Below are 17813 nucleotides of genomic sequence, written 5' to 3'. Positions count from 1 at the left end.
TCTTCATGAATATTTCAATCTACTCGTCAAGCTGGTCTTCGATCAGGTTCACGGACACCAGCGTGGAAACACCCTTCTCCTGCATGGTGATACCGTAGAGCCGGTCTGCCGCCAGCATCGTGCCTCTTCTGTGTGTGATCACAATAAACTGGGTATTCTTTGTCAGTTTATGTAAATATCCCGCAAAGCGGTCTACATTGGAATCGTCAAGGGCCGCCTCGATCTCGTCAAGCAGGCAAAACGGCGACGGTTTTAGGTTCTGTATCGCAAACAGTAAAGAAATGGCTGTCAACGCCTTTTCACCACCCGAAAGCTGCATCATGTTCTGCAGCTTCTTACCCGGCGGCTGGGCGATGATCTGGATGCCCGCCTCCAGGATATCCTCATCCTCCTGAAGATTCAGGGTACCGTGCCCGCCTCCGAACAGTTCCTTAAACACCCGGTCAAATTCCCGGCGGATCTCCCTAAACTTCTCCTCAAACTGCCTGCGCATCCCGCTGTCCAGCTCCTCAATGATCTGCATCAGAGCCGCCTCCGCCTGCACCAGGTCGTCGTGCTGGGTCTTCATAAACTCATAACGTCCGGAGATCTCCTTGTAATCCTCGATGGCGTTGACGTTGACATTACCCAGGGACCGGATGCCGTTCTTCAGCTCATCGATCCTTTTTTTGATATCAGAAGACGAAGTGAGAAGCGGATCCCGCAGGGGCTGGGCCGTGGTAAAGGTAAGCTCGTACTCGTTCCACATATAATTGATATGGCTCTCCTGCTTTTCCTCCAGCTTTTCCTTCTGGCTCTGGAGCCGGAACAGTTCCTTGTCCAGACGCGTGATGCGCTGGGAAAGCTCCTCCCGCTTTCCGAAAAACTCCTTCTGTTCCTTCGTTTTTGAATCCTTTTTCGCGGACTGCTCCTCCACCTGGGCCGCCAGGATATCCCTCTGCTCCATGGCGTTTGTGATCAGCTCCTGAAGATGCGCGATCTCCTGGCGCTTCGCCTCCACGATCTCCCCGGAATCTGTATTCCCGGCTGTGAGGCCGGACAGCTCCTCTGAAAGCTTCGCGATCTCGTCCTCTACACGGCGGATGTTTTCCATCACGAAATCCACTTTCTGCTTTAGGCCTGCTGCCTCTAAACGGATCGCTTCCAGCTCGTGGGCTGACTCCTCACGCAGCTTTCTGTCACGCTCCATCTGGGCTGTCAGATCTTCCACCTGGCTTCCAGCCTGTTCGTTGAGCTGTACCAGGGCTTCCGTATCCCTGGAAAGATTCCTCCGGTTTTCTTCAATCTCCCTGATCTGCGCCTCAAGCTGGCTGTTCTCCAGGACCAGGTCCTGGGAGGATTCCCGGATATCATCCCGTTTGTCTTCCAGCTGGGAGACATTCATCTGCTGGGTGTTCTGCTCTAAGGACGCCTCATGGCTCTCCTTCTTAATCTGCTCCAGTTCTTCTTTCTTATCCTGGTAAATCCCCTCGTCCATGTTGAGCTCGTCCTGGATCTTCTCAGAAGAATCCAGCGCCTTTTTGCATGCAGCTTCCAGCTCCTCGATCTCCCTCTTTCTTCCCAGGAGATTGCTGGAATTCTTGAAGGCGCCGCCTGTCATGGAGCCCCCCGCGCTCAGAAGCTCACCCTCCAGGGTCACAATGCGCAGGGAGTATTTGAATTTCCTGGCAAGCGCGATCGCGTGGTCAATGGTATCCGCCACCACCACCCGGCCCAGCAGGTATTTCGCCAGGACCTGATATTCGGGAGCCACATGGACCAGATCACTGGCAAGGCCGATCACGCCCGGCTCTTTTAAGGCTTCCGGCTTTGAGAATCCGCCGCCCTGGCCGATACTGGTCAGTGGTAAAAAAGTAACTCTGCCGTATTTATTCTTTTTCAGGAATTCGATCAGCTGCTTGGCGGTCTGCTCCGAATCCGTCACCACATTCTGGATGCTTCCCCCGAGAGCCGTCTCTACAGCTGTCTCATATTTTTTGTCCGTGGTAACCAGATCCGCCACCACGCCGTGGATCCCGTGGACCCGGTCCCGGACCTCCATCACACGCCGGATGCTGTTCCCATAACCCTCATAGCGCTCTGCCAGGTTGCGCAGGGATTCCAGCCTGGTATATGCCGTATGGTATTCCTGCTGCTTTTCATTTAAATTGCGGGTGAGACGCCGCACTTCCTGCTCGTAGTGCTGCATCTGGGCTTCACATTCCGTCTGGGACGCCGCCAGGTCCGCAAGACGTCCCTCCATAGCCTTCAGCTTCGCGCGCTCTGCCTCTAACTGCTCTTCCTGTACAGACTCGTCGCTCTTAAACTTTAAAAGCTTCTGACACACCTCAGAACGACGGACCTGCACCTGCTCCAGCATGGCCTCATAACGCTGCTCCCTGGCTGAGAGAGACGCTTTTTCATTGAGTCCGGCTATAATACTGTTCTTGGCCTCCTCGATCCGCTGGTCCAAAAGCATCAGGCTCTCATCCTGACGGACCAGACGTTCCTCCGCCTCTTCCTGCCGTCTCCGGCTCTCCAAAGCTGCCTCGGTGATCCCGGCATTATCTGTCTGATAGGCTTCTATCTGCTGCCGTTTTTCCCTGATATCCTGCTCAATGGACTGAATGCGGGAATTGATGTGCTCCGCATTCATCTTCTCCGTATTGATCTGCTCGTTTAGGACATTGATCTGGCCTTCTAAATTGCCCTTCAGCATCTCCGCCTGGGTAAGACTGCCCCGCTTTTCGGTGATCTCGCTGTCCAGGCTGCCGATCTCCTGCTCCAGACGCTCATATTCGCCCTTAAGCTGCTCTGACTGGACGGTGGCGTCCTCTAAATCACCGGAGACGATCGCCTCCTTTGACTCCACATCCTTCAGCTGGGCGCGCACGCCCTCCGTCTCCATCAAAAACAGGTTCACATCGTAGGTTTTCAGCTCTTCCTTCAGCCCCAGGTATTTCTTCGCCGCCTCAGACTGACGCGCAAGCGGCCCGACCTGCTTTTCCAGCTCCGACAGGATGTCGCTGACGCGGACCAGGTTCTGCTTCTCGTCCTCCAGCTTCTTCTGGGCGATATTCTTCCGGCGCTTGAACTTGACAATACCTGCCGCCTCGTCGAACAGCTCCCTGCGCTCCTCCGGCTTACCGCTCAAGATCTTGTCGATCTGGCCCTGGCCGATGATGGAATAGCCTTCCTTGCCGATACCGGTATCATAAAACAGCTCATTGATGTCCTTCAGCCTGCACGAGCTGCCGTTGATCATGTACTCGCTCTCGCCGGAACGGTAAAGCCGGCGGGTGACCGTCACCTGATCATAATCGATGGCGAGCTGATGGTCCGAGTTGTCCAGGGTGATCGCCACGCTGGCAAACCCCTGGGGCTTTCTCATCTCGGTCCCCGCAAAGATGACGTCCTGCATGCTGCCGCCCCGAAGCTGCTTGACGCGCTGTTCCCCCAGCACCCAGCGGACCGCATCCGCAACATTGCTCTTGCCGCTGCCGTTAGGTCCCACGATGCCGGTGATCCCATTATGAAACTCAAACAGGATCTTGTTTGCAAATGATTTGAAGCCCTGGATCTCAATACTTTTTAAATACATACACTTTCCCTCAGTTTCAGTATTCCCCGGTAAGCGGCAACTGCCTCCGCCGCCTTCTTGGTTCTCCCACTTCCTCTGCCGATTTCCTGATCCCCCAGCATCGCCCGGACCTCAAAGGTCTTATTGTGGTCCGGCCCCACTTCCCTAAGCACCTCGTACTCCAAATGCTCCTGGGAGGACGCCTGCACCATCTCCTGCAGGATAGTCTTGCTATCATAAAAGAGCTGTTTATGCTCAATATCATTCAGGATAAAGCGGTGAATGAACTCTTTTGCATTAGCAAAACCACCATCCAGATAGATTGCCCCAATGAGGGCCTCCATCGCATCCGATACCACAGAATTGCGTCCGCGTCCTCCGGTAGCCTCCTCGCCCTTCCCAAGCAGCAGGTATTCCCCAAGGCTTAATTCCGATGCACAATAAGCCAGGGTGGGTTCACAGACAATACTGGCGCGTATCTTGGTCAATTCCCCTTCCGGTTTCTCCGGATACTTGTGGAACAGGTAATCACTGGACACCACTTCCAGTACCGCATCCCCCAAAAATTCCAGCCTCTCGTTACAGCCAGACTTGTCCAGCCGGTGCTCATTGGCAAAGGAGCTGTGGGTCATCGCCTGTTTTAACAGCTTTACGTTCTGAAACTGATACCCTGTCTTTTCTTCCAGTTCTTTTAAATCCCGATTCATAATCTCTCCTTATCCGATCCTGATGATATAATGAAGGGAAAGGGGCGCGCAGCTTGTGCGACAGCCCCTTCCCTTCTTTAATCACGCTATTAATTCAGTGCGCTCTTGATCTGCTCCACTGCATCTCCTACCGTTACGATCTTCTCCGCTTCCTCGGTAGGGATCTCAATGTCAAACTCCTCCTCGATTCCCATAACGATCTGGAAAATATCCAGGGAATCGGCGCCTAAGTCCTCCACGAAGGTAGTCTCCATGGTGATGTCCCCAGTCTCCACATTCAGTACTTCCGCAATGATACTCTGTAACTTTTCAAATTCCATAGTTCCCTCTCCTAACTTTCATTTTCTCTGGCCTGTTCTTCGGCATCCAGGCTTTCCTTAATCTTCTCATTAATCTTCTGCTCCTTGAAGGTAACGCACTGGATGATCGAGTTGCTTACCTCCACGGCTTTGGCACTTCCGTGGGTTTTCACCACCAGTCCTTTAAGTCCCAGGAGCGGCGCGCCGCCATACTGCGTAGCATCAAAAGCCTTCAGCGTCTCCTTCAGTGCCGGTTTTACAAGCAGTGCTCCGATCTTGCTGCGCAGGGTACCCATCATACCCTTCTTCACCATGCCGATCAGCACAGATCCGGTTCCCTCGTACAGCTTCAAAATTACATTGCCTGTAAATGCCTCACATACGATCACATCCGCTCCGCCATGGGGGATCTCCCTCGCCTCGATGCTGCCGGTAAAATTCATATCGCTGCAGGCTTTTAAGAGCGGGAATGTCTCTTTTACAAGCGCATTGCCCTTCTCCTCCTCCGCACCAATATTTACGATCCCGACCCTGGGTCTGGTAATACCTATTACATGCTCCATGTAAATAGAACCCATGCGTGCAAACTGTACCAGGTGAGACGGTCTTGCATCCACATTGGCTCCGCTGTCCAGCAGAAGGGAAACTCCCTTCTCCGTAGGGATCAGCGCTCCAAAGGGAGGACGCTCTACGCCTTTGATCCTGCCGACAATAACCTGCCCGCCAACCAGTATCGCACCGGAGCTTCCTGCAGAAACAAATGCATCGGCCTCGCCGCTCTTAATTAAGTTCATGCCCACCACGATCGAAGAATCCTTCTTCTTGCGGATGGCATTGACCGGCGGCTCGTCCGTCTCGATAACCTCAGAAGCTGGAACCACTTTGATCTGGTTTTCCGGAAAACTGTACTTCCCCAGCTCTTTCACCACAACATCATCCCGGCCAACCAGAAGCACCTGTATATCACTTCTGCGGGATACGGCGTCCACCGCGCCTTTTATGATCTCTCCAGGTGCATTGTCGCCGCCCATTGCGTCTACTGCTATCTTAATCATACTGTTTCTCCTTCCCGGTGTCTACCGGCATATCCATTCCTTAACTAATATACTAAATAATGTTTTATAAATCAATATTTAATTCCTGCTTTATGAAAATTCTTTGGAAGACATCTGAACTACTCATAACTCTGAAAGGCGATCCAGTCCAGGCTTTCAAGGCTATTGATCAGATGTTGCTGGACTGCCTGATAACTGCACTCCGGATACAGATGTCTCCCAACATCCCAGGTGGAACCAAAAACAATATGGCTGACCCAATAATCGGAACCGGCAGAATCCGCATCGGAAGAGGTGGCCGCCGTATCCGGCTGGAAATCCAGTTTATTATTTTGTGTATCCAAATATGCTTTGTAAGTGCGATGGGCTGCCGGAAGGTCAGGCTGATAGGTCCCCCGCATCAACGCCGCAATAACCGGATCATTTTCCGGGCCACTGATCATCATATCACTGAATGACGGTCCATACAGGATCGTTAAATCCATGGGAGGCAGTGGCTTACGGAGACGGTTAAACTTGTGATATGCGACAAAATCCTTGCAGGTAAGCATCAGGCCTGCCGCCAGTTCCGGTATCCGTTCCACAGAATCACAGGTGAGTATAAGGTGCTGTTCATAGTCTTCATCGATCCAGAAGGCTCCGGGAATCCCATGTGTTTGCGCGATCTTTAAAAATGACTCCGGCAGATAGCTGTCCGTAAGAATCTTAAAGCCGCCGGGACGACGCAGATCTCTTTCCACGTAAAATCTGCTGATGATAACCGTATCCGGAAAGGTCTGTTTGTAAAATGTAGACGTTATATCCTGATTCTTTGCATCCCTCCTGGCTATGACCTCATAAACACCAGGCTCTCTTCCGGAAATTGTCTGAATGCATGAAATCGAATCCGGCATACTGTCGTCCAGCCTCTGTTGGATGCGGCATACTCCCGGCAAAGACTGCGGCATATCATTTTCCCAGGAAAGCTCGGTTTTGCTTTTTGGATATCCATACGGAAACACCCTGGTAAACGCATACTCTTCCACATAACTGTCCCCATGAGGCTCAACGAGATCATGGTTAAATACTTTGGTCACTTCTATATCCTTCGTTCTGTTATCCTCGCCGGTCGCCAGACCAGTCGTTCCCACGCTGGCAATAAGCAAAATGACCAGGCATATGATAAGCAGACCAAATACTGCCCGTTCTTTCGCTTCTTTTTTCTTTGCTTCCACATAAACAGGTCCATAATTCCTCATATACAGCGACATTCCTGCATAACGAATCATGTCCTTTTCATACTTATGCGCCGCAGTCATGATCTGAACATAAACTTCCCACAGATAAGTATCTTTATCCGGAACAGTCCAAAACTCATAAAAACGGTAAAAGCAGACAGCTTCCGCCCGATTCAACCGTCCCCTGTTTTCTCTGAGCCAATCCGAAAGCTCTTTAAGAAAATCTGCATCCCGGCACCCATCCGCAAACAGAGCTGAGGAAAACAACTCATCCCACCGATCCATGGCTTCTGCAAACACCTGCTGATCGGAGTTAACCGTATCTGGAGTTTGGAAGTGAATGGCCAGGATCTTTTCCATCAAACGGTCTGTACGTGTGGCCAGATTCCGTTCCAGGCCTTTGCGTATCAACTGCTCCAGTTCTGTGGCAGGATCATCCTGCACCGCCGTAATCCCGGACGTCTTATCTTCCTCTTGTGACAGATACACATCCTTCAAGGAAATGAATTCAGCCATGTTCATAGCATGCTCATAAGCTTCATGGATCTGTCTGAATTCTTCCGGATTGTCTTCCGGATGGCAGTTCCGGCTTAAACGTGCATAGGCGCGCTTTATATTCTGTTTATCCCGGGTGGGTTCTATTCCCAGTATTTCCCAACATGACTTTTGCAGCATACCCATGCAGCCCCCTGACTGCAGCCCCTGCGGACTTTGTAAATCTTGGTCTTATGCTCTCTCTTATTATCATACCTTGGTTTCTCTGTGCTGTAAAGTCATGATTTATACAGGAAAAGGCCATAGAAAAACCGCCGGAAAATCACCGACGGTCCATTCATCAATCGTAAACCCGACTTTTACAATAATATAGCCCTTGAGAAAATCTCAAAGGCTATATATCTACTGTCATTTTAACATTTCCTGATTGTCTGAAAAATTAGTCCTCAACGCTTACGATCTCTTTTTTGTTATAAGATCCGCAGGCCTTGCAGACTCTGTGAGGCATCATCAGGGCGCCGCACTTGCTGCATTTTACTAAGTTCGCAGCGCTCATTTTCCAGTTAGCTCTACGTTTGTCACGTCTCGCTTTGGAAGATTTATTCTTTGGGCAGATAGACATGGTTTACACCTCCTTAAACTTTTGAAATAAATCCTGGATTACTGACATTCTTGGGTCAGGCGAGCTTGTATCACAGGAACACTTCGTGTGATTCAAATTCGCACCACATCTATTGCACATACCTTTACAGTCTTCCCTGCACAGCACTTTCATGGGCAGGTTCAGCAATAGTTCGTTACTGAGCAACCGGTCTACATCCAGATTATAGCCGCTTACATAGGGCTGTTCTTCGAGCTCCCCTGCACGTTCTTCCTCGGTCTTGCTTAGATCCAGCTCGTCCTCCAAGTCCAGCTCAAAGGGCCAGTCCACAGGATCAAGGCATCTGTCACAGGGAATCTGCAAAGTAAGCTTTGCCTTCCCCTGCAGCAGGCTTTCGCTCACCCAAATTGCGGATGCGAAGCTCCACCGGTTCTCTCGACACGATATCAAAGCTGGCCTCTGTTGTATGAAGCTGCTCCATATCGATATCACACGTGTAAGTCTTCTCTTTTCCATCTCTGGAAAACAGCTCTGTTAAGTTAATAAGCATATTAATCTCCTAATACGCACCTATGATATTATACATAGGGGGTTTTATTTTGTCAACAACTATTTTCAAAATCCTGCCAGGTTGTCAGACTGTTTTCATCAGATCAATGCTTTTGTCTCTCTCGCGATGGCAAGCTCCTCGTTGGTCGGGATCAGCATCACCTTCACCTTGGAATCCGGTGCGGAAATGACGGTCTCCTTGCCTCTCACATCGTTGGCCTCATCATCAATCTTGACGCCCAGGTAGCCCAGGTACTCACAGATGGCTTTTCTGCCAACCTTATCATTCTCACCTACGCCTGCGGTAAATGCGATCGCATCCACGCCGTTCATGGCTGCTGTGTATGCGCCGATGTACTTGGCAACACGGTAGATGAAGGCATCCAGAGCAACCTCCGCCAGATGATTGCCATCCTTCTTCGCATTCTCAACATCGCGGAAATCGCTGGAAACGCCGCCGCTCATGCCCAGGACACCGGATTTCTTGTTGAGGATATCCAGAACCTCGTTGACGGTCTTTCCCTCCTTGTTGCAGATAAACTGCACTACGGTCGGGTCGATATCGCCGCTTCTGGTTCCCATGATCAGGCCCTCAAGCGGAGTTAAGCCCATGCTGGTGTCCACGCACTTGCCGCCGATGGATGCGGATACGCTGGCGCCGTTGCCCAGGTGGCAGACGATAACCTTTGCGTTCTCCGGGTCCAGCCCGCCGAACTTGATGGCCTCTTTGGAAACAAACATATGGCTGGTTCCGTGGAAGCCGTATCTGCGGATGCTGTACTTTTCATAGTACTCGTGAGGAATCGCATACAGATAAGCCTTCTCCGGCATAGCCATACCGAATGCGGTGTCAAATACAGCAACATTCTTCTTGCCCGGCATTGCAGCCTCGCACGCCTCGATCCCCATTAAGTTTGCCGGGTTGTGCAGCGGTCCCAGGTCAAAGCAGTCGCGGATGACTTTCTTCACATCCTCGTTCACAACGATGGAATCGCTGTAGATGGTGCCTGCGTGCAGTACGCGGTGTCCCACAGCGGTGATCTCATCGGTGCTTGTGATCACGCCATGGTCCGGATCCTGAAGCGCATCCATAACCATCTCGATGGCAGTTTTGTGGGTCGGCATCGCGCGCTCGATCACAACCTTGTCCTTGCCCTCCGGCTGATGGGTCAGCTTGGAGCCTTCAATCCCGATCCTCTCACATAAACCTTTTGCGATAACATTCTCATTGTCCATATCGATCAACTGATATTTCAGGGATGAGCTTCCGCAGTTAATAACTAAAATCTTCATAATGGTTTCGTCTCCTGTTCTGTTTCTATCATCTGCACTCAGGCAGTAATCAATTCATCTGTGCCTGTACGGCTGTGATGGCAACAACACCTACAATGTCTTCTGCATAGCATCCTCTGGATAAGTCGTTGACCGGTTTTGCGATACCCTGGCACATGGGGCCGTATGCCTCTGCCTTTGCCAGTCTCTGTACCAGCTTGTAGCCGATATTTCCTGCATCCAGGTCCGGGAATACCAGTACGTTGGCATGTCCTGCAACCTTGCTGTCCGGTGCCTTGGATGCGCCGATCTCAGGAACGATCGCTGCGTCAAGCTGCAGCTCGCCGTCCAAAGCCAGCTCCGGAGCCATCTCTTTTGCGATCCTGGTTGCCTCAACTACCTTTGTCACATCGTCATGCTTTGCACTGCCCATGGAAGAATGGGACAGCATCGCTACCTTCGGCTCCTTGCCTACCAGCATGCGGAAGCTCTCTGCGGAGCTGACTGCGATGGCTGCAAGCTCTTCTGGACTCGGGTTCTGGTTCAGGCCGCAGTCTGCGAATACAAAAGTACCGTTCTCGCCGAACTCACAGTCCGGGACTTCCATCAGGAAGAAGGCGGAAACCAGCTTGGTGCCCGGCTTGGTCTTGATGATCTGCAGGCACGGTCTCAAGGTGTTGGCGGTGGAGTGGCATGCGCCGGATACCATACCGTCAGCGTCGCCGTTCTTGATCATCAGGCAGCCATAGTACGCATAATCCTTTAACATGGTCTCTCTTGCTTCCTCAGGCGTAAGGCCTTTGGACTTCCTCAGCTCTACAAACAGATCCACATACTCCTGGGTCTTTTCATAGGTAAACGGGTTGATGATCGTGGCTCCGGAAATATCCAGCCCCTCGCTGTTAGCGGCAACTTCCTCCGGTGTACCGATGATGATCAAGTTCGCCAGCCCTTCCTTTAAAATCTCAGCAGCAGCTACAAAAGTCCTTCTGTCCATAGACTCCGGCAGAATGATCGTCTTCTTGTCTGCTTTTGCCTTTGCTTTAATTACGTCAATAAATCCCATTGCGCATGTACCCCTTTCATTTTTGCATTTGACTTTATTATATAACATCTGAATTTTGTATACAAGCCATATTTTTGGAAAAACGTGTATTTTTTAAGGCACATCTTCCCATGATTTTCTTATAGTTAAAATCCGGGCAAAGCCCTGCTGTCCGATCCCCTGCCCACAGTTGCCGCAAAACAGGAAAACGCAGACAGGGAATGCTTTACGCGCTCCCCATTTGCTGGTATACTGAAATCATTTCAGACTGGAGGTCAATTTTATGAAGGTTGCCGGGATCATTGCAGAATACAATCCGTTCCACAGCGGGCATCTCTATCAGATGCAGCAGGTGCGCGCGCAGACAGGGGCAGACTATATTGTGGTCGCAATGAGCGGGGATTTCGTTCAGCGCGGGGAGCCTGCGGTCTACGACAAGTATACCCGCACAGCCATGGCTTTAAACTGCGGTGCGGATCTGGTGCTGGAACTGCCCGTGCGCTTCGCAACCGGCAGCGCTGAGGATTTTGCAGCCTGCGGCGTGAAGCTGTTGGACAGCCTTGGCGTGACAGATGTGCTGTGTTTTGGAAGTGAGCTGGGAGAGCTTTCCCCGTTGAAGGCTGCTGCCGAGGTGCTCTGTCTGGAGCCAGAGGCCTACCGGTCCGTCCTAAAGGAGCAGTTAAAACAGGGATATTCCTACCCGGCAGCACGCAGCGCCGCGTTGTGCCGGTTCTTGGAGAACAGTGACTACCAGTCCATTCTCTCCGCTTCCAACAATATCCTCGCCATTGAATACTTAAAGGCCCTGATACAGCAGAAAAGCCGCATAGAACCTTTCACGATCCGCAGGTCCGGGAAGGGCTACAACGATGCAGGCCTCCCGGCAGGCTCCGGGGAATTCGCTTCTGCCACGGCGCTGAGGCGCATCATAAGGGAAGCGGCAGGAAGAGATATCCTGGGTCCGTCCCTCCCCGATATCTTCCACGGACAGATCCCTGCGGCTGCACTCCAGGCTCTGGATGCGGAGCAGGCTCATACTGCCCCCATCTTCCCGGATGACCTATCCATGCTCTTACAGTACCGCCTGTTGGAGTTGATACGCCAGAATGCAGATCTGAGCAGCTATGCGGACATGTCCCCGGAGCTGGCCGCCCGTCTGGTTCGGATGGCACTGGATTTTGACACGTTTTCCGGTCGGATCGAGCAGCTGAAGACACGGCAGTATACCTACACCCGCATCAGCCGCGCGCTCCTGCATCTGGTCCTTGGGATCACTGCAGAACCGGTCAGGGCTCCCCATGCCCCTTATGCCCGTATCCTCGGATTCAGAAAAAGCTCCTCCATGCTTCTTTCCGCTGTCAAAAAATCGGCAACCATACCGATCATCACAAAAACTGCCGATGCCGCCGGATTTTTAAGCCCCTCAGCCTGCGGCATGCTTAAGGAGGATATGTTTGCCTCCCATTTATATCAATCCATGGTCTTCCAAAAGGGCCGCCAAATGAAAAATGAATACACAAAATCCGTCGTGATCCTTCCCTGATGGGGTCACGACGGATTTGATATTTATACTGTCTTTTGTTCCTCCTGCGATCCCCATAGCAGCTCTGCTAACGTGGGTTTCACAGACAAAAAGTCCAGAAGCGCTTTTATCTCCGCTTCGTTTTTCTTCCTCTTCCCATCCCGCACGGCGCGGATCAGGATGTTCTTCGGCGTGTGCTCCATGTCGATGAACTCCAGGATCTGGGTCCGGTATCCCTGATTCTCCAAAAGCTCCGCACGGACCGCATCGGTATACAGGGCCGCCATCCGCTCCTTGATCAGGCCATACTGGAACACCGGCTTCATCAGGTCATTTCCCATCTGGCGGTTCAGTTCATGCTGACAGCAGGGAACCGACAGGATGACTTTTGCATTCCACCGTACCGCCTTTGCCAGCGCGTAATCCGTAGCTGTATCACAGGCATGCAGGGTCACTACCATATCCACCTGGTCCACACCTTCATAGGTGGCGATATCTCCGTGATAGAATCTCAGCCTGTCATAGCCGTACTGCACCGCCAGCCGGTTGCACCGGTTGATCACATCCTGCTTTAGGTCCAGTCCGATGATCCGGATCGGGTAACCCTTCAGTTCATGCAGATAATAGTACATGGCGAAAGTCAGATAGGACTTTCCGCAGCCAAAATCAATGATCGTATTCTCACGCCCCTTATCCAGGTTCGGCAGGATATCTTCAATGAATTCCAGGAAACGGTTGATCTGCCTGAATTTGTCATAGCGGGTCCGGACGACCGCGCCCTCCGCCGTCATAACGCCCAGATCCACAAGAAACGGCACCGGGATTCCTTCCGGCAGTACATACTGTTTTTTCCGGTTATGCATGAGCGCGCCGCTCAGGGAAGCCGTTATCCTTGTGCCTTCAGAGGGATCTCGTCCCTCCTGCGGCAGCTTCCGTTTCGCCTTAACCGTCATGGTACCCTTTTTCCCAACCAGCACCGTGGCATTGCCCAGAGAAGACAAAAGCTCAGCCTGCTTAAAATCCCGGGCAAGCCGCTCCGATATATAGGCTTTTGTTTCGTCCTCCATGAGATTTTTGTGGAAGGCCTGGGCCCCCACAAACTCCTCCGCCTGATACACCAGCGTCTCCTTCAGCATGACCGGACGGAGCTTCACCTTCAGGATACGCTCCTTATCCGTTGGATTGCTTAAGATCAGCTGGACCAAGGATTGATTTATAAAATAATCCAGCATGGATTCCAATGTTTCTTTTGCCATATCGCCTCACCTGCGGTCAGTTCTTAAAGCTGTGGATCGGAGCCGGGATCCGTCCGCCGCGTGTCACAAACTTCTCACAGGAATACTTGTTCACAGGCATCACAGGGGCATACCCTAAAAGGCCGCCGAATTCCACCGTATCGCCCACGGTCTTTCCGATCACCGGAATCAGACGGACCGCTGTTGTCTTCTGGTTGATCATGCCGATCGCCGCCTCATCTGCGATGATCCCGGCAATGGTAGTAGCCGGCGTGTCTCCCGGAATCGCGATCATATCAAGGCCCACAGAGCAGACGCAGGTCATAGCCTCCAGCTTTTCAAGGGTCAAAGCTCCCAGGGATACCGCGTCGATCATCCCCTGGTCCTCGCTGACCGGAATGAACGCGCCGCTTAAGCCGCCCACATAGGAGGAAGCCATAACGCCGCCCTTCTTCACCTGGTCGTTCAGCATCGCAAGGGCTGCAGTGGTTCCCGGCGCGCCCACGCGCTCCAGTCCGATCTCTTCCAGGATCTCGGCCACGCTGTCTCCGATCGCCGGAGTCGGCGCTAGGGACAGGTCAATAATGCCAAACGGCACGCCAAGACGTCTGGACGCCTCCTGCGCCACAAGCTGCCCTACACGGGTGATCTTGAACGCCGTACGTTTGATCGTCTCACATAGAACCTCAAAATTCTGCCCTCTCGCTTTTTCAAGGGCAACCTTCACCACGCCGGGGCCGCTGACGCCCACATTGATGATGGCGTCAGCCTCGGTCACGCCGTGGAAAGCTCCCGCCATGAATGGATTGTCATCTGGAGCGTTGCAGAACACCACCAGCTTTGCACAGCCCAGCGAATCGTTCTCCTTCGTCGCCTCAGCCGTCTCAAGGACGATCTCCCCCATCAGACGGACCGCATCCATATTGAGTCCGGTCTTGGTGGAACCGACGTTGATGGAGCTGCACACCCGCTCCGTACAGGCAAGAGCCTGTGGGATGGAACGGATCAAGTTCTCCTCTGCCGGAGTCATGCCCTTGGACACCAGCGCAGAATACCCGCCGATAAAGTTCACGCCCACCTGCTTTGCCGCCTCATCCAGAGTCTTTGCGACCGTCACAAAATCCTCCGGGCTTTTACAGGCGCAGCCACCCACCAAAGCGATCGGGGTCACGGAGATTCTCTTGTTTACGATCGGCACACCGAAATCCTTTGCGATCGCTTCTCCGGTGGATACCAGATCCTTTGCATAGGTGGTGATCTTGTTGTATATCTTTTCATTCAGAGTCTTCAGATCATTATCGCAGCAGTCCAACAAGCTGATCCCCATGGTGATGGTGCGCACGTCCAGCTTCTCATGCTCGATCATATTGTTGGTCTCAATCACTTCAAACATATTTAACATAACTGTCTTCCGCCTTTTCCCGTTGTATTTTAAATCCGGTGCATCCTGGTAAAGATCTCTTCACGCTGGCATTTGATGCTCACGCCGATCTCCTCGCCGGCTTTGTCAAGCTCATCTGCGATCTCGTCAAAGCTGCCGGTCGCATGCTCCATATCCGCGATCATCATCATGTTGAAATACCCCTGAACGATGGTCTGGGAAATATCCAGAATATTCACATGCTTCTCTGCCAGATATGTACACACCTTTGCAATGATGCCTACTGTGTCTTTTCCTACTACGGTAATGATAATTTTGCTCATGGTTGAATCCGCCTTTCTTTCGTCTCGTTTTAGAGGTTGATAATCTGTGACATCTCGTCCCGCTTCGCCACTTCTATGGGGAAATCCCCGGACCGGTACGGGCAGTCGCCCTGGTCGATCTCCAGCTTTACGGTCTCATAGGCAAGGGCCTCGTAATTGTTCTCCTTGCTGAGATGCCCCAGCAGGATATGCTTTAGCTTGTCATGGAGGATGTAGCTCAACAGCCTCCCGGCATTCTCGTTGGACAGATGCCCATGGTCTCCCAGTATCCTGCGTTTCAAGTAGTAGGGATAGGGGCCCGTCTGCAGCATATTCACATCATGGTTGGATTCTAAAAGAAGCGCATCCAGACCCTGCAGATGGTCGATCACATACTGGTCGAAATGTCCCATGTCCGTAGCCACCGCAACGGACCTTTTCTCATGCTTCACCCGGTAAGCCACCGGATTTGCTGCATCATGGTCGATGGAAAAAGGCTGCAGTTCTAAATCTCCCACATGAAAGGACACGTCCGGGCATATGGGCTTTAACAGCTCCCCTGGATATTCTCCCAGGGACTTCATGCCCGCCACCTCCTCCAGGGTCTCCCTGGTCCCATAGATCGGCACGTGGTGCTTCCGAGCCAGCACCCCCAGCCCTTTTACATGATCCGAATGCTCATGGGTCACCACCACGGCATTCAAGTCGCTTCCCTTCAGACCGATCTCGTTCAGCCCCTGCTCGATCCGCTTGTTGCTGATGCCCGCGTCCACCAGGATATGGGTATTGCCCGAACCAATGTAGATGCAGTTTCCGCTGCTCCCGCTGGCTATACTAACTAATCTCATCTGTAATCTCCTCAAGCATTTCTCTGATCTGTCGGCGCACATCCTCCAGGCTGCCGTTATTGTCAATGACATAATCCGCCAGCTTAAGAAAGGCTTCTCTGTCCGGCTGGTTCCTCATGATGTCCAGACATTTCTCCCTGGAATACCCACGGTTCTCCATCAGCCTTTTGATACGGTTTTCCCTGTTTGTATCCACAAACACCAGGTACCGGCAGATATCACGGCTGCGCTCGTCAAACAGGGCTGCCTCCACAGCCACCAACCCGGTGTCTGCTTCGGCAACCCGCTCCTTTATGACATTCCATACCAGCGGATGGATGATCCCATTCACTGTTAAAAGCGCCTCCTGATCCCGAAAGATCATCCCCGCAAACTGATTCCTGTCCAGCCTGCCCTCCTCATCGAGGATACCCTGGCCGAACCGCTCCACCAGCGCTGCAAGTCCGGGCTGCCCCGGCTCCTCCAGTTCCTTCGCCACCTGGTCGGCCTGGATGATCTGTGCGTGATGATCCTCCTTTAACAGCTCCAGGACGCGGCTTTTGCCTGCTCCCACACCGCCTGTGATTCCCAGTACCGTCATCTTAGTTGCCCCGGTTTGCGTTCTGCTTTGCCTCTCTCTGTTTCAGCAGGGACAAAAGAAGATCCTTGGTGATGCTGACATTCTCCCCATATGGATTGATCACAAAGCCTCTCAGATCATTGATATGGCGGATCAAAATATTGCCGAAATCCTCCATGGTCATGATCAGCGCCTGATTGTGCTTTCCGTCTTCATTCCACTTGGCATACTCATCCATATCCGTGAACGCAAGATAAAACTTCTCCCCTTCCGTATTCTGGATGTCTTCAAACTTGATCCTTGCGGACGGTCCTTCCTTCTCGGTCAGGACAGTCTGCCTCTGGATCGGCGACAGCAGCCTTGCATCCATCAGCGCAGCTGCCAGGACACCGCGGGTATATGGGTTATCATGCTTTTTCAAATCCAGCATTGCCTGTACCAGTTTCGGGTTTTTTACTTCTTCAGATGATTGATTATTCATATTCTATAAAACCTCTCTTTGTATTCTTTTACTTTTGCTCTAGGACATACTATAACATATCCGGTAAATTCGGGAAAGACCTCATTTATAAAATCTTTTATTTTTCTGGATTGGTCTGGTTTTCCATTCTGTCCGCTTCTCCCTTTATAATCTCCAGAAAAGTCCTGCATTCCGAAGTCCTGCTCTCCCCAAAGACTCTTATACCTTCCGCCTTAAGAACCTCCGCAGTCACTCCGTCCCCTTCCGTCAGGCCCCCCGTATGCGTCCCATCATAGACCACGCCGCAGCCGCAGGAGGGACTTCTCTCCTTAAGGACCGCGCACGGGCAGTCATAAAGCCTTGCCAGATGCAGCGTCTCTTCTGCCCCCCTTTGGTACTGAGCCGTCACATCGACGCCATCTACAGTAACAACCCGGTCTTCCACCCGTTCCGCGGGCTGACGCGGTGTCGCCAGCCCGCCAAGCACCTCCGGGCAGACCGGAACCAGCTCTGCATCCTGCATAAGTCCCAGCACACCGTCGTCCAGCACACCCTTTCCATTGTACCTGCAATGTACCCCCAACAGGCACGCACTCACCAGGACATGAACCTTCCCCTCGCTACCCGCGTCCCCAGGTACCCCTGCGCTCACGCCTTCTCTATATTCCCTGCTCATAATGTCCATCCTCACCTTCCTCCGCGGCCTT

The 17813-nt window shown here is 52.3% G+C and carries 18 protein-coding genes; 1 reads left to right on the top strand and 17 read right to left on the bottom strand.

Annotation, left to right across the window (positions count from 1 at the left end):
- Positions 1–19: 19 nt before the first annotated feature.
- The 10 genes from smc to pta form a co-directional block, all read right to left on the bottom strand.
- The gene (gene smc, locus AB1I67_RS14185) at positions 20–3580 is read right to left on the bottom strand and encodes a chromosome segregation protein SMC (protein WP_367030516.1); all 3561 of its coding nucleotides are present in this window, start codon (positions 3578–3580) and stop codon (positions 20–22) included.
- Positions 3571–4266 (bottom strand): ribonuclease III, encoded by a 696-nt coding sequence (rnc, locus tag AB1I67_RS14180; protein WP_367030515.1) that lies wholly within the window; start codon positions 4264–4266, stop codon positions 3571–3573. Before rnc ends, smc begins: the two co-directional genes overlap by 10 nt.
- An 89-nt stretch (positions 4267–4355) precedes the next feature.
- Positions 4356–4586 (bottom strand): acyl carrier protein, encoded by a 231-nt coding sequence (gene acpP, locus AB1I67_RS14175; protein ID WP_367030514.1) that lies wholly within the window; start codon positions 4584–4586, stop codon positions 4356–4358.
- Positions 4587–4597: 11 nt separating this feature from the next.
- Entirely contained in the window at positions 4598–5620 is a 1023-nt protein-coding gene (gene plsX, locus AB1I67_RS14170; RefSeq protein ID WP_367030513.1) for a phosphate acyltransferase PlsX, read from the bottom strand.
- Positions 5621–5739: 119 nt separating this feature from the next.
- On the bottom strand, positions 5740–7512 hold the full coding sequence (locus AB1I67_RS14165; RefSeq protein WP_367030512.1) for a DnaJ domain-containing protein: 1773 nt from the start codon (positions 7510–7512) through the stop codon (positions 5740–5742).
- 259 nt (positions 7513–7771) lie between these two features.
- Positions 7772–7954 (bottom strand): 50S ribosomal protein L32, encoded by a 183-nt coding sequence (gene rpmF / locus AB1I67_RS14160; protein WP_367030511.1) that lies wholly within the window; start codon positions 7952–7954, stop codon positions 7772–7774.
- Between the two features lie 3 nt (positions 7955–7957).
- Positions 7958–8263 carry a DUF177 domain-containing protein gene (locus AB1I67_RS14155; protein WP_367032621.1) on the bottom strand — a complete coding sequence of 102 codons (306 nt, stop codon included), beginning with the start codon at positions 8261–8263 and terminating at the stop codon, positions 7958–7960.
- A 16-nt stretch (positions 8264–8279) separates the two neighbouring features.
- Positions 8280–8483 (bottom strand): hypothetical protein, encoded by a 204-nt coding sequence (locus AB1I67_RS14150; protein WP_367030510.1) that lies wholly within the window; start codon positions 8481–8483, stop codon positions 8280–8282.
- A gap of 98 nt (positions 8484–8581) precedes the next feature.
- On the bottom strand, positions 8582–9775 hold the full coding sequence (locus tag AB1I67_RS14145) for an acetate kinase (RefSeq protein ID WP_367030509.1): 1194 nt from the start codon (positions 9773–9775) through the stop codon (positions 8582–8584).
- A gap of 49 nt (positions 9776–9824) precedes the next feature.
- Complete coding sequence (gene pta / locus AB1I67_RS14140; protein ID WP_367030508.1) at positions 9825–10820, bottom strand: phosphate acetyltransferase; 996 nt, start codon at positions 10818–10820, stop codon at positions 9825–9827.
- Between the two features lie 262 nt (positions 10821–11082).
- Here pta and AB1I67_RS14135 point away from each other — a divergent pair, with 262 nt between their 5' ends.
- A complete protein-coding gene (locus AB1I67_RS14135; RefSeq protein ID WP_367030507.1) occupies positions 11083–12342 on the top strand; it encodes a nucleotidyltransferase in 1260 nt (419 codons plus the stop codon).
- A gap of 23 nt (positions 12343–12365) precedes the next feature.
- Here the strand turns inward: AB1I67_RS14135 and AB1I67_RS14130 are convergent, their stop codons facing one another.
- The 7 genes from AB1I67_RS14130 to AB1I67_RS14100 form a co-directional block, all read right to left on the bottom strand.
- Positions 12366–13577, bottom strand: a complete 1212-nt coding sequence (locus AB1I67_RS14130) for an SAM-dependent methyltransferase (RefSeq protein ID WP_367030506.1) — start codon at positions 13575–13577, stop codon at positions 12366–12368.
- 16 nt (positions 13578–13593) lie between these two features.
- Positions 13594–14958 (bottom strand): PFL family protein, encoded by a 1365-nt coding sequence (locus AB1I67_RS14125; protein ID WP_367030505.1) that lies wholly within the window; start codon positions 14956–14958, stop codon positions 13594–13596.
- Between the two features lie 29 nt (positions 14959–14987).
- Positions 14988–15260, bottom strand: coding sequence for an ACT domain-containing protein (locus AB1I67_RS14120; RefSeq protein ID WP_367030504.1), 273 nt, complete (start codon positions 15258–15260; stop codon positions 14988–14990).
- A gap of 29 nt (positions 15261–15289) precedes the next feature.
- Entirely contained in the window at positions 15290–16087 is a 798-nt protein-coding gene (locus AB1I67_RS14115; RefSeq protein WP_367030503.1) for an MBL fold metallo-hydrolase, read from the bottom strand.
- A complete protein-coding gene (gene coaE, locus AB1I67_RS14110; RefSeq protein ID WP_367030502.1) occupies positions 16074–16667 on the bottom strand; it encodes a dephospho-CoA kinase in 594 nt (197 codons plus the stop codon). The genes AB1I67_RS14115 and coaE overlap by 14 nt, the downstream gene beginning before the upstream one ends.
- A gap of 1 nt (position 16668) precedes the next feature.
- Positions 16669–17127, bottom strand: a complete 459-nt coding sequence (locus AB1I67_RS14105) for an SseB family protein (protein WP_367030501.1) — start codon at positions 17125–17127, stop codon at positions 16669–16671.
- 97 nt (positions 17128–17224) lie between these two features.
- The gene (locus tag AB1I67_RS14100; RefSeq protein WP_367030500.1) at positions 17225–17782 is read right to left on the bottom strand and encodes a DUF523 domain-containing protein; all 558 of its coding nucleotides are present in this window, start codon (positions 17780–17782) and stop codon (positions 17225–17227) included.
- Positions 17783–17813 lie beyond the last annotated feature (31 nt).

This window comes from Clostridium sp. AN503, assembly GCF_040719375.1.
In the GTDB taxonomy this organism is placed as follows: Bacteria; Bacillota; Clostridia; order Lachnospirales; family Lachnospiraceae; genus Brotaphodocola.
The sequence above is the reverse complement of the archived record's forward strand: the minus strand, read 5'-3'. Positions and strand labels throughout refer to the sequence as shown.

What these genes read in the sequence shown, in the direction of transcription:
- AB1I67_RS14145 (WP_367030509.1), bottom strand. Translation starts at nt 9,775, where the DNA reads ATGAAGATTTTAGTTATTAACTGCGGAAGCTCATCCCTGAAATATCAG.
- AB1I67_RS14130 (WP_367030506.1), bottom strand. Translation starts at nt 13,577, where the DNA reads ATGGCAAAAGAAACATTGGAATCCATGCTGGATTATTTTATAAATCAA.
- plsX (WP_367030513.1), bottom strand. Translation starts at nt 5,620, where the DNA reads ATGATTAAGATAGCAGTAGACGCAATGGGCGGCGACAATGCACCTGGA.
- AB1I67_RS14165 (WP_367030512.1), bottom strand. Translation starts at nt 7,512, where the DNA reads ATGCTGCAAAAGTCATGTTGGGAAATACTGGGAATAGAACCCACCCGG.
- AB1I67_RS14150 (WP_367030510.1), bottom strand. Translation starts at nt 8,483, where the DNA reads ATGCTTATTAACTTAACAGAGCTGTTTTCCAGAGATGGAAAAGAGAAG.
- AB1I67_RS14100 (WP_367030500.1), bottom strand. Translation starts at nt 17,782, where the DNA reads ATGAGCAGGGAATATAGAGAAGGCGTGAGCGCAGGGGTACCTGGGGAC.
- pta (WP_367030508.1), bottom strand. Translation starts at nt 10,820, where the DNA reads ATGGGATTTATTGACGTAATTAAAGCAAAGGCAAAAGCAGACAAGAAG.
- AB1I67_RS14105 (WP_367030501.1), bottom strand. Translation starts at nt 17,127, where the DNA reads ATGAATAATCAATCATCTGAAGAAGTAAAAAACCCGAAACTGGTACAG.
- AB1I67_RS14125 (WP_367030505.1), bottom strand. Translation starts at nt 14,958, where the DNA reads ATGTTAAATATGTTTGAAGTGATTGAGACCAACAATATGATCGAGCAT.
- rpmF (WP_367030511.1), bottom strand. Translation starts at nt 7,954, where the DNA reads ATGTCTATCTGCCCAAAGAATAAATCTTCCAAAGCGAGACGTGACAAA.
- rnc (WP_367030515.1), bottom strand. Translation starts at nt 4,266, where the DNA reads ATGAATCGGGATTTAAAAGAACTGGAAGAAAAGACAGGGTATCAGTTT.
- coaE (WP_367030502.1), bottom strand. Translation starts at nt 16,667, where the DNA reads ATGACGGTACTGGGAATCACAGGCGGTGTGGGAGCAGGCAAAAGCCGC.
- AB1I67_RS14115 (WP_367030503.1), bottom strand. Translation starts at nt 16,087, where the DNA reads ATGAGATTAGTTAGTATAGCCAGCGGGAGCAGCGGAAACTGCATCTAC.
- AB1I67_RS14135 (WP_367030507.1), top strand. Translation starts at nt 11,083, where the DNA reads ATGAAGGTTGCCGGGATCATTGCAGAATACAATCCGTTCCACAGCGGG.
- smc (WP_367030516.1), bottom strand. Translation starts at nt 3,580, where the DNA reads ATGTATTTAAAAAGTATTGAGATCCAGGGCTTCAAATCATTTGCAAAC.
- AB1I67_RS14120 (WP_367030504.1), bottom strand. Translation starts at nt 15,260, where the DNA reads ATGAGCAAAATTATCATTACCGTAGTAGGAAAAGACACAGTAGGCATC.
- acpP (WP_367030514.1), bottom strand. Translation starts at nt 4,586, where the DNA reads ATGGAATTTGAAAAGTTACAGAGTATCATTGCGGAAGTACTGAATGTG.